Here is a 14,398-nt window from a genome sequence, read left to right on the forward strand (position 1 = left end):
TATATATACAATGGCAACAATCAAAGTAAAGCAAGTAAGAAGCGCTATTGGAAGAACAAAAACCCAAAAGAGAACGCTTGAAGCATTAGGATTAAAGAAACTTCACCAAGTTGTAGAACACGAAGCTACTCCTTCTATCTTAGGAATGATAGCTGCAGTTAGTCATTTACTTGAAGTTCAAAAATAATTTTTAAAATAATTTTAAAATGAATTTAAACAACATAAAACCAGCTGCAGGATCTACTTTCAATTCAAAAAGAATTGGTAGAGGTCAGGGTACTGGAAAAGGTGGTACTTCTACGAAAGGTCACAAAGGACAAAAAGCAAGAGCTGGTTATTCTCAGAAAATCGGTTTTGAAGGAGGTCAGATGCCTTTACAAAGAAGATTACCGAAATTCGGATTCAAAAACGTAAACAGAAAAGAGTTTAGAGGAATTAACCTTGATACAATTCAAACTTTAATCGAGAATAAATCTATCACTGGAGATATTACAAGAGAAGTTCTAATTGAAAACGGTTTAATTACTAAAAACGAATTAGTGAAAATTATGGGTAGAGGAGAATTGAAATCTGCGGTTTCAATCTCTGCTGACAAATTCACTAAATCTGCTGAAGAGCTTATTGCTAAAGCAGGTGGAAAAGCAATTACCTTATAATAGTAACTAATGAAAGAATTTATACAAACACTTAAAAATATTTGGAGTCTTAAAGAACTTAGAGATAAAATTCTCTTTACTTTAGGTATTATCCTTGTGTATAGATTCGCATCTTATATCTCACTTCCCGCAATTAACCTTGCAGAGGTGGGAGATCTCTTAGAGCATTATAAAAATCAAGGCGGTAACAAGCAAGGAGCAGGTCTCCTTGGCTTGCTTTCGTCGTTTACGGGGGGAGCTTTCAGCCACGCTTCCGTAATGGCGTTGGGTATCATGCCTTATATTTCTGCTTCTATTATTGTTCAGTTGATGGGGATGGCTATCCCTTATCTTCAGAAGCTTCAGAAAGATGGAGAGTCAGGTAGAAATACATTGAACCAAATTACAAGATGGTTAACTATCGGAGTTTGTTTAGTACAGGCACCTTCTTATTTAACTTCTATTACTCAATTATTCTTACCATATGCTCAATTCCAGTCTGCATACTATGTAGAGCCAAATTCTATTATGTTCTGGTTACCAAGTATTGTTATTTTGGTGGCAGGATCAGTATTCGCAATGTGGTTAGGTGAAAAAATCACCGACAAAGGTATCGGGAACGGTATCTCTATCCTTATTATGGTGGGGATTCTTTCAAGATTACCAGAAGCATTCGTTCAGGAAATGGCCGTGCAGAACGGAAAAGGAGGAATGGGATCAATCATGATCCTTATTGAAGTGATATTCTGGATGTTGGTAGTTCTTTTAGCAGTAATCTTATCGGTTGCCGTTAGAAAAATTCCTATTCAGTATGTAAGCAGAGCTCAAGCAAGAGGAGGTGTAAACAGAAATCTTATGCAAGGAGCAAGACAATGGATTCCGTTGAAAGTTAATGCTGCAGGTGTAATGCCAATTATCTTTGCTCAGGCATTGATGTTCGTTCCTGGATTATTAACAAAGTTCGATGAGTCTAATACTTTTCTTGCAGGTTTCAAGAATGTTTTTAGCTGGCAATACAATGTATTGTTTGCGCTACTAATTATTATCTTCTCGTTTTTCTATACTGCGATTACAATTCCGGTGAACCAAATGGCTGATGACTTGAAGAGAAACGGAGGTTTAGTACCGAAAGTAAGACCAGGGAAAGAAACCGCTGATTATTTAGATGATATTTTATCAAAAATTACCTTGCCTGGTGCAATATTTTTATCTATCTTTGCAATCCTTCCGGCAATTGTGCATGGAACCTTTGTTCAGACAGATGCGTTCGCCCTATTTTTCGGGGGAACATCACTATTGATTATGGTGGGTGTTATTTTAGATACCGTTCAACAGATTAATACATATCTGCTGAACCATCATTATGATGGCTTAATGCAGTCTAAATTATCAAGAACGACTGGATATTAATTTATGGCGAAACAAAAACATATTGAACAAGACGGCGTTATAACGGAAGCACTTTCGAACGCTCAGTTCCGTGTAGAACTAGAAAATGGGCATATTCTTATCGCTCATATTTCTGGTAAAATGCGAATGCATTATATTAAACTTTTACCCGGAGATAAGGTAAAATTAGAAATGTCTCCTTACGATTTAACGAAAGGGAGAATTACATTTAGATATTAAAAACAATCTGCCAAATGGAGCACTCGTTCCATTTGGCTATTGTTAAAAAATAAATACTATCAAAATGAAAGTAAGAGCATCAATTAAAAAAAGAAGTGCTGATTGCAAAATCGTACGCAGAAAAGGTGTACTGTTCGTAATCAACAAGAAGAACCCAAAATTTAAACAAAGACAAGGCTAAAATTAAATTATGGCGAGAATTTCAGGTATTGATTTACCAAAAAACAAAAGAGGAGTTATCGGTTTAACTTATATTTATGGTGTTGGAAGAAGTACTTCTTCTGAAATCCTTAAGGCTGCCGGTATCAGCGAAGACAAAAAAGTCAACGAATGGAATGACGATGAATTGGCTGCAATCAGAACGTATATCTCAGAAAACGTAAAAGTAGAAGGAGAATTAAGATCTGAAGTGCAATTGAACATCAAGAGATTGATGGACATAGGATGCCAACGAGGAATACGTCACAGACTTGGATTACCTTTAAGAGGCCAGAGAACGAAAAACAACTCTAGAACTAGAAAAGGAAAGAGAAAAACTGTTGCTAACAAGAAAAAAGCTAGTAAATAATCGTTAGGAATTATGGCAAAACAAACTAAAGTAGTTAAGAAAAGAAAAGTAAAAGTTGAAGCTATTGGTGAAGCTCATATTCAGGCTTCTTTCAATAACATCATCATTTCTTTAACAAATAAAAACGGAGAGGTTATCTCTTGGGCTTCTGCCGGTAAAATGGGTTTCAGAGGTTCTAAAAAGAATACTCCATTTGCTGCTCAGATGGCAGCTGAAAATTGCTCTGCTGTAGCTCACGAAGCTGGTTTAAGAAGAGTAAAGGTGTTTGTGAAAGGTCCTGGTGCAGGTAGAGAATCTGCGATCAGATCTATCCACAATTCAGGAATTGAAGTTTCAGAAATCGTTGACGTGACGCCTATGCCACACAACGGATGTAGACCACCAAAAAGAAGAAGAGTTTAATTTTTAGAATTTACCCATTATGGCAAGATATATTGGACCTAAAACTAAGATTGCTAGAAAGTTTGGTGCTGCAATCTACGGAGATGATAAAAACTTCGAAAAAAGAAAGAACCAACCGCCAGGACAACACGGTCCTAACAAAAGAAGAGGTGCTAAAAAATCTGAATACGCAGTTCAGTTGGCTGAAAAACAAAAAGCTAAATATACTTATGGTATTTTAGAAAGACAGTTTGCTAACTTATTCGATAAAGCACACAGAAGTAAAGGTGTAACTGGTGAAGTTCTATTGCAACTTTGCGAGTCTAGATTAGATAACGTTGTTTACAGATTAGGTTTTGCTAAAACTAGATCTGGAGCTAGACAATTGGTTTCTCACAGACACATCACTGTGAACGGAGAAATTCTTAACATCCCTTCGTATTTGGTAAAAGCTGGTGATGTAATCGCTGTAAGAGAAAAATCTAAGTCTCTTGAAGTTGTTACTAATGCATTGGCTTCTAAAGCAAATTATGAGTGGTTACAATTCAACGATGAGAAGAAAGAGGGTACCTTCATTTCTGCTCCTGAAAGAATCCAAATTCCGGAAGATATCAAGGAGAACCTTATCGTCGAACTTTACTCTAAATAATTTTTTAATCAAATTTTTGCTCAACCCAATAATATGGCAATTTTACAATTCATAAAACCCGATAAGGTAATTTTACTTAACTCTGATGATTTTAGAGGTCAGTTCGAATTCAGACCACTAGAACCAGGTTTCGGGCTTACAATCGGTAATGCTTTGAGAAGAGTGTTGCTTTCTTCTCTGGAAGGATACGCTATTTCATCTATCAAAATAGAAGGTGTAGAGCACGAATTTTCAACTATTCCAGGAGTAATCGAAGATGTTACCGAAATTATTCTTAACCTTAAGCAGGTAAGATTAAAAGCTACGGCAGAAAACCAATCTAACGAGCAGGTTGTTGCTAAAGTTTCGGGACAAACGGTTATTACTGCTGGTGATTTAGGTAAATCTATCAACGGATTTGAGGTTCTAAACCCTGATTTAGTGATTTGTAACCTAAACAGTGATGTAACTTTCGAAATTACTTTCAACATTGAAAAAGGTAGAGGATATGTTCCTTCAGAACAAAATAAGTCGAACAATGCACCAGTAGGTACTATTGCTATCGACTCTATTTTCACGCCGATCAAGAAAGTTCAATACAGCATTGAAAATTATCGTGTAGAGCAAAAAACAGACTACGAAAAACTTGTATTAGATATAGAGACTGATGGTTCTATCAGCCCTCAAAACGCTTTAACTGAAGCTTCTAAGATATTAATTTATCACTTCATGTTGTTCTCTGATGAGAGAATCACTCTTGAAACGGAAGCGGTGAAAGCATCTATCCAATATGACGAGGAAACTCTTCATACAAGACAACTACTTAAGTCTAAATTAGCAGATATGGATCTTTCTGTAAGAGCCCTTAACTGTCTTAAAGCTGCTGAAGTAGAAACTCTTGGAGAATTGGTTTCTTACAGTAAGTCTGATTTGATGAAATTCAGAAATTTTGGTAAAAAATCTTTGACAGAACTAGAAGAATTAGTGCATTCAAAAGGTCTTAACTTCGGTTTCGACGTTGCAAAATATAAATTAGACGCTGATAATTAATTAATAATGAGACACGGTAAAAAATTCAATCACTTAGGAAGAACAGCTTCTCACAGAAGCGCTATGCTTTCTAATATGGCTTGTTCTCTAATTGAGCATAAAAGAATCAACACTACTGTAGCTAAAGCTAAGGCTTTGAGAGTATATGTTGAGCCTCTATTAACAAAAGCAAAAGAAGATACTACACACAATAGAAGAATTGTTTTTTCATATCTTCAAAACAAAGAGGCAGTTACTGAATTATTCAGAACTGTAGCTCCTAAAATCGCTGAGAGAAACGGTGGTTATACAAGAATCATCAAAACAGGTTTCAGACCAGGTGATGCTGCTGATACTGCTCTTATCGAATTAGTAGACTTCAACGAGCTTTACAATCCTAATGCTGAAGAGAAGAAAACTACAAGAAGAAGCAGAAGATCTACAACAGCTAAAACTGCTGTAGCTGCTGAAGCTCCTGTAGTAGAAGAAAAAGCTGCTGAGCCAACGGCTGAAGCTGCAGATTCTACAGAGGAAAAAACTGAAGAATAATATTCATCAGATATATAAAAAAACCGTTCAGATTTCTGAACGGTTTTTTGTTTTATGAATGTTATTCTTAATTGTTTAATTTTATTTGTTTGTTGAATTATTTATGTATTTTATTTTTTAAATTAGCAATAAAACAACATTACGATGATTAAATTACAAATAAAATTATTTTGTTCCGTTATTGTATTCTTTTGTGCGATGTTATCTGCCCAACAAAATCAAAAGAAAAGTTTTGAAGTTAAAGATGGTCAGTTTTTACTTAACGGAAAATCTATTGAAATCCGATCTGGAGAAATGCATTACCCCAGAGTGCCCAAAGAATATTGGAAGCATCGTTTATTAATGATGAAAGCTATGGGACTGAATGCCGTTGCTACTTATGTCTTTTGGAATTATCATGAAGAGACTCCCGGAAAATGGGATTGGTCTGGTCAGAAAGATCTTAAAGCTTTTATCAAAACTGCTGAAGAGGTAGGGTTATATGTTATTTTACGACCAGGTCCTTATGTTTGTGCTGAATGGGAATTTGGTGGCTATCCTTGGTGGCTTCAAAATATTAAAGGATTGAAAATTCGGGAAGATAATGAACCGTTTTTATCTGCCAATAAAAAGTATCTTACGGAATTGTACAATCAGGTAAAAGATTTGCAAATTACAAAAGGAGGTCCTATTATTATGGTTCAGGCTGAGAATGAGTTCGGGCTTTTTGCTTTCCAGCGAAAAGATATTTCGGATCAATCTCATCAATCTTATTTAGGTAAAATCGTCAAGCAGATAAAAGATGCTGGGTTTGATGTTCCGATGTATACTTCCGATGTGACTGACTTTTTTGGTGGCGGTCATGTGGAAGATGCTTTACCTGGAGGAAATGGTGAAAAAGATATCAACAAACTGAAAATGGTTGTGGATAGGTTTCACAATAATCAGGGGCCTTACATGATTGCTGAATTTTATCCGGGATGGTTGACACATTGGGGCGAAGGTTTCCCCAGAACCAGAACGGAAGATATTGTAAAATTAACCAAAGATTTTTTGAGCAATGGAATATCTTTCAATTATTACATGATTCACGGTGGAACTAATTTTGGCTTTACTTCTGGAGCCAATTACAATAAAGAACATGATATTCTTCCCGATTTAACGTCCTATGATTACGATGCCCCTATTTCCGAAGCGGGATGGCGAACTCCAAAATACGATTCGCTCCGTCTGGTGATGGCCAAGTATACTAAAGAGAAACTTCCTGATGTTCCGGCCCCAATAAAAGTTATTAAGATAGAGAATATCAGATTTAATAAACTATATAATGTTTTTAGTTATGCTCAAACTCAAGAGAAAGTAAAGGCAGAAAAACCTCTTACATTTGAAGAATTGGATCAAGGATATGGATACGTTTTGTATCAACATCATTTTGATGAAGCCGTTAAAGGAAAATTGGATGTTACTGGGTTGAGAGATTTTGCCACAGTATATGTAAATGGCAAAAAAGTCGGTGAGCTTAATAGATTTTACAACAGCTATACGTTGCCAATTGATATTCCTAAAAATTCTGATTTAAGAATCTTAGTTGAAAACTGGGGAAGAATTAATTATGATGCTCAAATCAATCAAAACACAAAAGGAATTATCTCAGCTGTTAAAATCAATGATAAAAATATTACCGGAACTTGGGAAATGATAAAGCTTCCTTTTCCGGATCAGTTTTCGTTAAACATGAAAACAAAACCTTTATCTCAGGAAGAATATCACACATTGAAGGATATGCCGACCATTTATCAGGGAGAATTTAATTTGAAGGAAGCCGGAGATACTTTTATTGATATGCAGAATTGGGGAAAAGGAATCGTTTTTATTAACGGTAAAAATCTGGGAAGATTCTGGAAAGTGGGACCTCAGCAAACCTTATACATTCCCGGAGTTTGGCTGAAGCAGGGAAAGAATGAAATTGTGATTTTTGATCAGCTGAACGGGCGAGTGCAGAATTCTGTCAATACTTTAGATAAACCAATTCTAAATTATTTAACACGATAACTCATAAAAAATCCTGCTGTTGAAAAATAGCAGGATTTATGTTGAATTAAATTTTTGTTTTTACAAGTTGTATCAGATTATTTCCCTGATCCAGAATCAGGCTGTCACCTTTTACGGTAGCTTTCATATCCATCTTTTCATACGTGGTTTCATTACCTTTAGATTCGATTTTATTTAAAATGAAAGTTTTATTGTTACTTCTCACGCTCATCGTATTTTCATCATAATTGAAAGTAACTTTTACCAGATTGCCGTCCGTAGCTTTGTAAACATAATCTGTTTTTACAGATTTTTTACCGTTAACATCCATATTGTACTGAATGGTGGAATCTACTTTGCCGTTATCGGCTAATACAGGCTCCGAACCATCAGATTTCATCACACTTTTATTTCCGCTTTCTGTTGATTTTTTACAGCTAACTACCGCTAATGTAAGGATGGCATTTAGCACTAATACAGTTTTTTTCATGATTCTTACAGTTTGATATTTTGATTGATTTTTATTCTTTAATTTTATCTGAATTACACCATACAATATGAAAAAAATATTCCAAAAATTCAGTACAATTCTTTTGATTTTTTTGAGCAGTCTTGCATTTTCTCAGCATGCAGCTTCAACATTTGAAATAAAGAACGGCAGTTTTCTTTTAAACGGAAAACCTTTTACTATTTATTCTGGCGAAATGCACTATCCGAGAGTGCCACAAGAATATTGGAAACACCGCTTGCAAATGATGAAGGCAATGGGTTTAAATACCGTTACAACCTATGTTTTTTGGAATTATCATGAAGAATCGCCCGGAAAATGGAACTTTTCAGGAGAAAAAGATCTGAAGAAATTTATTAAAACGGCTCAGGAAGTCGGTTTTTATGTCATTATTCGTCCGGGACCTTATGTTTGTGCCGAATGGGAATTCGGTGGCTATCCATGGTGGCTTCAGAAAAATAAAGATGTAGAAATCCGAACAGATAATAAAGCTTTTCTTGAGGAGTGTGAGAAATATATAGCTCAATTAGCAAAACAGATTGTCCCTTTACAGATTGATCGCGGTGGTTCCGTCATTATGGTTCAGGCGGAAAACGAATTTGGATCTTATGTGAACCAGCGGAAAGACATTTCATTGGAAAACCACAGAAAGTACAGTCATAAAATAAAAGATATGCTTTTAAAACACGGAATTACCGTTCCGTTATTTACTTCTGACGCTAGCAGTCTTTTCAAGGGTGGTTCTATTGAGGGGGCGCTTCCGACAGCAAATGGTGAAAGTGATATTGATGTTCTTAAAAAAAGTGTGAAGGATTATCACGACGGCAAAGGTCCTTATATGGTTGCCGAATATTATCCTGGATGGCTGGATCATTGGGCTGAGCCTTTTGTGAAAGTGGCCACCGAAGATGTGGTAAAACAAACTGAGCTGTATATTAAAAACGGAGTCTCATTTAATTATTATATGATTCATGGCGGAACCAATTTCGCTTTTACAAGCGGTGCCAATTACGATAAAGACCACGATATTCAGCCCGATCTCACGAGTTACGATTATGATGCTCCGATCAGCGAAGCGGGATGGGCAACTCCAAAATATAAGGCATTGCGAGAAGTTTTTCAGAGAAATACAAAAAGTAAGCTTCCTGAAGTTCCAAAACCCATAAAAGCGATTACCATTCCTGAATTTAAAATAGCTAAAACGGCTTCTTTGTTTGATGTAATTGACGGAATGAAACCCATTATCAATAATCAGCCTTTGACTTTTGAAGATTTAAATAGTGGCAATGGTTACGTTTTGTACCGAAGAATATTTGATAAAGATCACAACGGAAAATTAGAAATAAAAGGTCTGCGGGATTATGCTACAATTTATATCAATAAAAATAGAATTGGCGAACTGAACCGAATGAATAAAAAGTATGATCTCGACATTGACATTAAAAAAGGAGACCAGCTGGATATTTTGGTTGAAAATATGGGAAGAATAAATTACGGAGCAGAAATTAATCACAATTTAAAAGGAATTATTAGTCCGGTAAAAATCAATGACAGTGAAATTTTAGGAAATTGGGAAATGTTTCCTTTATCGTTTGATCAATTCCCGAAACATCATTACAAGCAAAAAGATATTGCTTTAAACTCACCTGTAATTCAGGAAGCCGAATTTAATTTGAATGAAACGGGAGATACATTTTTAGACACCCGAAATTTCGGAAAAGGAATTGTTTTTATCAACGGTAAAAATCTTGGACGATACTGGAAAGTGGGTCCGCAGCAAACATTATATGTTCCCGGAGTTTGGTTGAAAAAAAGTAAAAATATAATTCAGATTCTTGAACAGCTAAACTCGAACACAAGTGTAAAAACTTTAGATCATCCGATTTTAGATCAATTAAATCTATAAATGCAGTTTCGAATTGTCATTATTTTAATATTAACTAAAATTAATTGTAAATTATTCTTCATAATTGATAATTGTAAATGAAAAATTGATTAAATTTAATCAAAACTAAAATATAATAATAACCTAGAACTCAAAACGTAAGATTACACAAAGGTGTAATTGTCTCTGCTTTGTTTTCTGTCGAGATTTGTCTTAAACAAAAGAGCATGAGTATTTCCATAGCCATAGTAGAAGACGAGAAAAACTACAACAACGCGTTGAAGAAGGTGATCGATTACCAAAAAGACATGAAAGTTGTCGCTCAGTTTTTTGATGGGAAGGATGCGCTCCAAAATTTATCAGACTTTTCTCCGGATGTTGTGATGATGGATATTCAGCTACAGGATATGTTGGGTATTGAAATCATTGAAAAGCTCAAAAAAGAATTGCCCAATACACAATTTATTATGTGTACCAGTTTTGAAGATGATGAAAAAATTTTCCATTCTTTAAAGGCGGGAGCGATGGGGTATCTCATCAAAGGTGAAAGCATGGATAAAATTCTGGCATCGATTCGTGATGTCTATAATGGCGGTGCGCCAATGAGCTTTTCTATTGCCAGACGCGTTTTACAACATTTTGAAAGAAAACTTCCTGAAATAAAAGGTTTCGATGAATTAACGCAACGCGAAAAAGAAATTCTTGAACTTCTTTCTCAAGGTTTGCTATACAAAGAAATTGCCGACCAAAAATTCATCACCCTCGATACCGTAAAAAAACACGTTGGAAACATCTACCGAAAACTTCAAGTGAATAATAAGGTAGAAGCGATAAATAAATTTAACCATTTTAAAAACTAAGAAATCATGGAAAACTTAAACGCAACAATGTCGCAAGTTATTAATAACGAAATAACTTACGAAGATGGAAGAATTGGGAATAAACTTGAGAATTTATTTAATGCAATACCATTAATAAATATTCACAAAATTATTGCAGAAAGTTTTTTTGATAACGCAAGGATTGGGGTTTTTCCTTTTATGGCAAGTCAAAACATTAACTTCAATAATGGAGGTCTTTACGAAGTAAGTTATTCATACTTAAATGAAATTTGTGAAATAATGGAAGCTATTAAGGCTACATTTTTAACTTTCACTTTTGTAGAAATTGATTCAAATGATCAAAGGTTACGAGTTTCACCCTATTCTCAAAAAGAAATGATCTATATGGTAGCATCTTTACAAAACAAAAATGAAAGAACCATTGATGAAAATAATTATCTGTTAGTTAACGCAAACCCAAACTTTCCGCTTGAGACATTAAAAATTTCAGATGAAGAATTGGAAGTTTTTCGAAGTAAATTCCAATCTAACGGTCATATAGTCTTAAACAAGTATTTTAAAAAAGAAAATACACGAACAATTAGTTACCATATTAAGGATTTAAGGACTACATTGGCAAAAGATACTTGTGAAAAATATATTATTCATCTTTGTCAAATCAGTAATGTGATGAAAATAATTTCAGATCATAATCTTCGTGATATACTAAATGAAGATCAATACAGAGAGCATTTTCAAGGACGTGAAAAACAAATAACCCTTGTTTTTACAACTGATACCGAATATTACGATATGGGTGGATTAAGACCATGATTCCAAAAATTATTGAAATAATATATTATTTAATTTTATTGTTTTTGGCTATTAAGTCTATTTTACTAATTGTAAAGTATGGTTTTATAGCCAGGAACTTTTTGAGTATATATATCGTTTTCACAGCAGCTTTAGAGTTATATTCTTATGTAAAACTATTGATTGATGAAAATAGTTCTACAGGAATGATATATAATTTTTATTGTATTTTCAGTATTTTTCTGTTTTACATCTATTTTATAAAAATATTTCAAAAAGTACAAAAATTTATTTTTCAATTTATTTTTGCTTCAATTATCATTTATTATTTTCTGTTAACAAAATTTTACCTTTCACAATTTGATATTTCAATCGGTATCTTGATTTCACTTTATTATATTTCAATTTCGCTACTTTGGTTCTACCAAAAAATTATAACATTTGACGAATCCAAAATCACAGACGATCCGGTGTTTTGGGTTTCTACAGCATTATTACTGTGGAGCTGCTTCTTTATATTCAGAGTAACTCCAATGTTTTTCCTTGACGCGCATGACAAAGCGTTTCTCGAATTTTTACGAACAACTCAAAACATAGTCAATATTTTGATGTATCTTATGTTCTATATTTCATTGATCAAATATGAAAGAAAGTTAGGATGAATCAACTTCAAGACGAGATAAAGCTGGCTTATATTATTGCTATTGGAGTAATGATGTTTTTCGTCTGCTTCATCATATTCGTCGTTCTCATGTACAATCGCAGACAATTACTTTATTTAAAAGAAAAACAACTCCAACAATCCGAACACCAAAATCAGCTTCTTCAAAAAGAACTCGAAAAACAAAAGCTAATCGAAAAAGAACGTGAACGAATTTCTCACGATATGCACGATGATTTGGGCGCCGGAATTTCCGCCTTGAAACTTCAGGCAGAATTTTTAAAGCAAAGATTACAAGATGAAGAATTTAAGACGGATATTGATGAATTGTTGAAAACTTCGGAAGAGATGAATCTTTCCATGCGGGAAATGCTGTGGAGTTTACATTCAGGAAATGATACCATTGGAAGTTTTATTAATTATGCTAAAATATACGCCGGAAACTTCCTTAAAAAAACAACAATTCAAATTGATTTTGAAGAAGAAAATATTGTTGATCATTTCCCGATTTCTACCGAATGGAGGAGAAATTTATTTTTATGTTTGAAAGAAGCTTTAAACAATGCTTATAAGCATAGCAAATCAGATCAACTAAAAATATCGTTTAAACAAACTCATGGAAAATTTTTAATTCAGATTTCAGATAACGGAATTGGACTTAATCATGAGAATAAAGAAGGTAACGGGCTTCGTAATATGCACCGCAGAATGCAGGAATGTAATGGTTCGCTGAAAATATTACCTATAAAAAAAGGAACAACGCTTCTTTTTGAAGTAATATTTTAATTTGTTTTAAATATTTACAGAAAAGACAAATTGACACATTTTTAAAATTAACTAAAATTTAACTTGAAATTACCCTATAAAATAGCCTAAAATTAGGTTAAAAAGTGAAATTTTGATTAAATTTGTATAAACTATAAAAAAAGAACAATGAGTTACATTTCTTACATAGAAGCGAGACAAATTTTGGATTCTAGAGGAAATCCTACAGTTGAAGTAGATGTATTTACAGAAAGCGGAGCAATGGGACGTGCAGCGGTACCTTCTGGAGCATCTACAGGAGAACATGAAGCAGTGGAATTACGTGACGGTGGTTCGGAATACATGGGGAAAGGTGTTCTGAAAGCTGTTGAAAATGTAAGAGAAGTAATCGCGCCGGAATTGGTAGGTCTTCCAGTGTATGACCAAAACCTTTTAGATCAGATCATGATCGATCTAGACGGAACTAAAAATAAAGGAAATCTAGGAGCAAATGCTATTCTTGGTGTTTCTTTAGCTGCTGCAAAAGCTGCTGCTACGGAACTTAGAATGCCATTATACAAATATGTGGGTGGTGTAAATGCAAATACACTTCCTGTTCCGATGATGAACGTTATCAACGGTGGTTCTCACTCTGACGCGCCTATCGCTTTCCAGGAATTTATGATTATGCCGGTAAAGGCAGATTCTTTCTCTCACGCGTTGAGAAAAGGAACTGAGATCTTCCACAACTTAAAATCTATTCTTCATTCAAGAGGCTTATCTACTGCGGTAGGTGATGAAGGTGGTTTCGCACCAACTTTTGCTGGAACTGAGGATGCTTTGGATACTTTGCTTCAGGCTATCGAAAAAGCAGGTTACAAGCCTGGTGATGATATCATGATCGCGTTAGACTGTGCAGCTTCTGAATTCTATAAAGACGGAATTTATGACTACAGAAAATTCCAGACTCCGGATGCAGCGCAATTCTCAAGCAGTGAGCAGGTTTCTTACCTAGCTGAATTGGCAAACAAATATCCAATCATTTCTATCGAAGATGGTATGCAGGAAAATGACTGGGAGGGTTGGAAAATGCTTACTGATAAAATCGGAGACAGAGTACAGTTAGTAGGTGACGATTTGTTCGTAACCAACGTAGAAAGATTGTCTAGAGGAGTTCAGGAGGGTATTGCTAACTCAATTTTGGTGAAAGTAAACCAAATCGGATCTCTTTCTGAAACGATGGCTGCAGTACAAATGGCTCAGCACAACAAGTTTACTTCAGTAATGTCTCACAGATCAGGAGAAACTGAAGATTCTACGATCGCTGACCTTGCAGTAGCAATGAATTGTGGTCAAATTAAGACCGGATCTGCTTCAAGATCAGACAGAATGGCGAAGTACAACCAATTGTTGAGAATTGAAGAAGCTTTAGGCGAAACTGCAATTTTCCCAGGGTTGGATACTTTTAAAATCAAGAGATAATTAATTGAAATTATAAATTACGGCAAGCGAATTTTTTTGTTTGCCGTATTTTATA

The 14,398-nt window shown here is 34.7% G+C and carries 17 protein-coding genes; 16 read left to right on the forward strand and 1 reads right to left on the reverse strand.

What is annotated here, in order from left to right; translation table 11 throughout:
- Positions 1 to 10: 10 nt before the first annotated feature.
- The 11 genes from rpmD to ABEG63_RS14020 all read left to right on the forward strand — a co-directional run bounded on the left by rpmD (position 11) and on the right by ABEG63_RS14020 (position 7,450).
- Positions 11 to 187: a 50S ribosomal protein L30 gene (rpmD, locus tag ABEG63_RS13970; protein WP_029297759.1), complete on the forward strand. Its 177-nt coding sequence runs from the start codon at positions 11 to 13 to the stop codon at positions 185 to 187.
- Between the two features lie 19 nt (positions 188 to 206).
- The gene (gene rplO / locus ABEG63_RS13975) at positions 207 to 656 is read left to right on the forward strand and encodes a 50S ribosomal protein L15 (RefSeq protein WP_267405778.1); all 450 of its coding nucleotides are present in this window, start codon (positions 207 to 209) and stop codon (positions 654 to 656) included.
- A 9-nt stretch (positions 657 to 665) separates the two neighbouring features.
- Complete coding sequence (secY, locus tag ABEG63_RS13980) at positions 666 to 2,045, forward strand: preprotein translocase subunit SecY (protein ID WP_267405779.1); 1,380 nt, start codon at positions 666 to 668, stop codon at positions 2,043 to 2,045.
- Between the two features lie 3 nt (positions 2,046 to 2,048).
- Positions 2,049 to 2,264, forward strand: coding sequence for a translation initiation factor IF-1 (gene infA / locus ABEG63_RS13985; protein WP_034684855.1), 216 nt, complete (start codon positions 2,049 to 2,051; stop codon positions 2,262 to 2,264).
- Positions 2,265 to 2,328: 64 nt separating this feature from the next.
- Positions 2,329 to 2,445 carry a 50S ribosomal protein L36 gene (rpmJ, locus tag ABEG63_RS13990; RefSeq protein ID WP_007839480.1) on the forward strand — a complete coding sequence of 39 codons (117 nt, stop codon included), beginning with the start codon at positions 2,329 to 2,331 and terminating at the stop codon, positions 2,443 to 2,445.
- Positions 2,446 to 2,454: 9 nt separating this feature from the next.
- Entirely contained in the window at positions 2,455 to 2,832 is a 378-nt protein-coding gene (gene rpsM / locus ABEG63_RS13995; RefSeq protein WP_007839478.1) for a 30S ribosomal protein S13, read from the forward strand.
- A 12-nt stretch (positions 2,833 to 2,844) separates the two neighbouring features.
- A complete protein-coding gene (gene rpsK / locus ABEG63_RS14000; RefSeq protein WP_034694697.1) occupies positions 2,845 to 3,234 on the forward strand; it encodes a 30S ribosomal protein S11 in 390 nt (129 codons plus the stop codon).
- Between the two features lie 19 nt (positions 3,235 to 3,253).
- Complete coding sequence (gene rpsD / locus ABEG63_RS14005) at positions 3,254 to 3,862, forward strand: 30S ribosomal protein S4 (RefSeq protein ID WP_326982010.1); 609 nt, start codon at positions 3,254 to 3,256, stop codon at positions 3,860 to 3,862.
- Between the two features lie 33 nt (positions 3,863 to 3,895).
- The gene (locus ABEG63_RS14010; RefSeq protein WP_267405785.1) at positions 3,896 to 4,891 is read left to right on the forward strand and encodes a DNA-directed RNA polymerase subunit alpha; all 996 of its coding nucleotides are present in this window, start codon (positions 3,896 to 3,898) and stop codon (positions 4,889 to 4,891) included.
- A gap of 6 nt (positions 4,892 to 4,897) precedes the next feature.
- Positions 4,898 to 5,419 (forward strand): 50S ribosomal protein L17, encoded by a 522-nt coding sequence (rplQ, locus tag ABEG63_RS14015; RefSeq protein WP_267405786.1) that lies wholly within the window; start codon positions 4,898 to 4,900, stop codon positions 5,417 to 5,419.
- A 144-nt stretch (positions 5,420 to 5,563) separates the two neighbouring features.
- Positions 5,564 to 7,450 (forward strand): beta-galactosidase family protein, encoded by a 1,887-nt coding sequence (locus ABEG63_RS14020; protein ID WP_346585601.1) that lies wholly within the window; start codon positions 5,564 to 5,566, stop codon positions 7,448 to 7,450.
- Positions 7,451 to 7,496: 46 nt separating this feature from the next.
- Here the strand turns inward: ABEG63_RS14020 and ABEG63_RS14025 are convergent, their stop codons facing one another.
- Positions 7,497 to 7,919, reverse strand: a complete 423-nt coding sequence (locus ABEG63_RS14025) for a hypothetical protein (RefSeq protein WP_346585603.1) — start codon at positions 7,917 to 7,919, stop codon at positions 7,497 to 7,499.
- A gap of 67 nt (positions 7,920 to 7,986) precedes the next feature.
- Between ABEG63_RS14025 and ABEG63_RS14030 the strand changes: the two genes are divergently transcribed.
- The 5 genes from ABEG63_RS14030 to eno all read left to right on the forward strand — a co-directional run bounded on the left by ABEG63_RS14030 (position 7,987) and on the right by eno (position 14,343).
- The gene (locus tag ABEG63_RS14030; RefSeq protein WP_346585604.1) at positions 7,987 to 9,843 is read left to right on the forward strand and encodes a beta-galactosidase family protein; all 1,857 of its coding nucleotides are present in this window, start codon (positions 7,987 to 7,989) and stop codon (positions 9,841 to 9,843) included.
- Between the two features lie 206 nt (positions 9,844 to 10,049).
- On the forward strand, positions 10,050 to 10,682 hold the full coding sequence (locus tag ABEG63_RS14035) for a response regulator transcription factor (RefSeq protein WP_267405790.1): 633 nt from the start codon (positions 10,050 to 10,052) through the stop codon (positions 10,680 to 10,682).
- A gap of 6 nt (positions 10,683 to 10,688) precedes the next feature.
- The gene (locus ABEG63_RS14040; protein ID WP_346585606.1) at positions 10,689 to 11,477 is read left to right on the forward strand and encodes a hypothetical protein; all 789 of its coding nucleotides are present in this window, start codon (positions 10,689 to 10,691) and stop codon (positions 11,475 to 11,477) included.
- A gap of 637 nt (positions 11,478 to 12,114) precedes the next feature.
- On the forward strand, positions 12,115 to 12,903 hold the full coding sequence (locus tag ABEG63_RS14045) for a histidine kinase (protein ID WP_346585608.1): 789 nt from the start codon (positions 12,115 to 12,117) through the stop codon (positions 12,901 to 12,903).
- 147 nt (positions 12,904 to 13,050) lie between these two features.
- The gene (gene eno, locus ABEG63_RS14050; protein ID WP_267405793.1) at positions 13,051 to 14,343 is read left to right on the forward strand and encodes a phosphopyruvate hydratase; all 1,293 of its coding nucleotides are present in this window, start codon (positions 13,051 to 13,053) and stop codon (positions 14,341 to 14,343) included.
- The last annotated feature ends 55 nt before the right edge of the window (positions 14,344 to 14,398 follow it).

The organism is Chryseobacterium sp. C39-AII1 (genome assembly GCF_039672645.1).
Classification (GTDB): Bacteria; Bacteroidota; Bacteroidia; order Flavobacteriales; family Weeksellaceae; genus Chryseobacterium.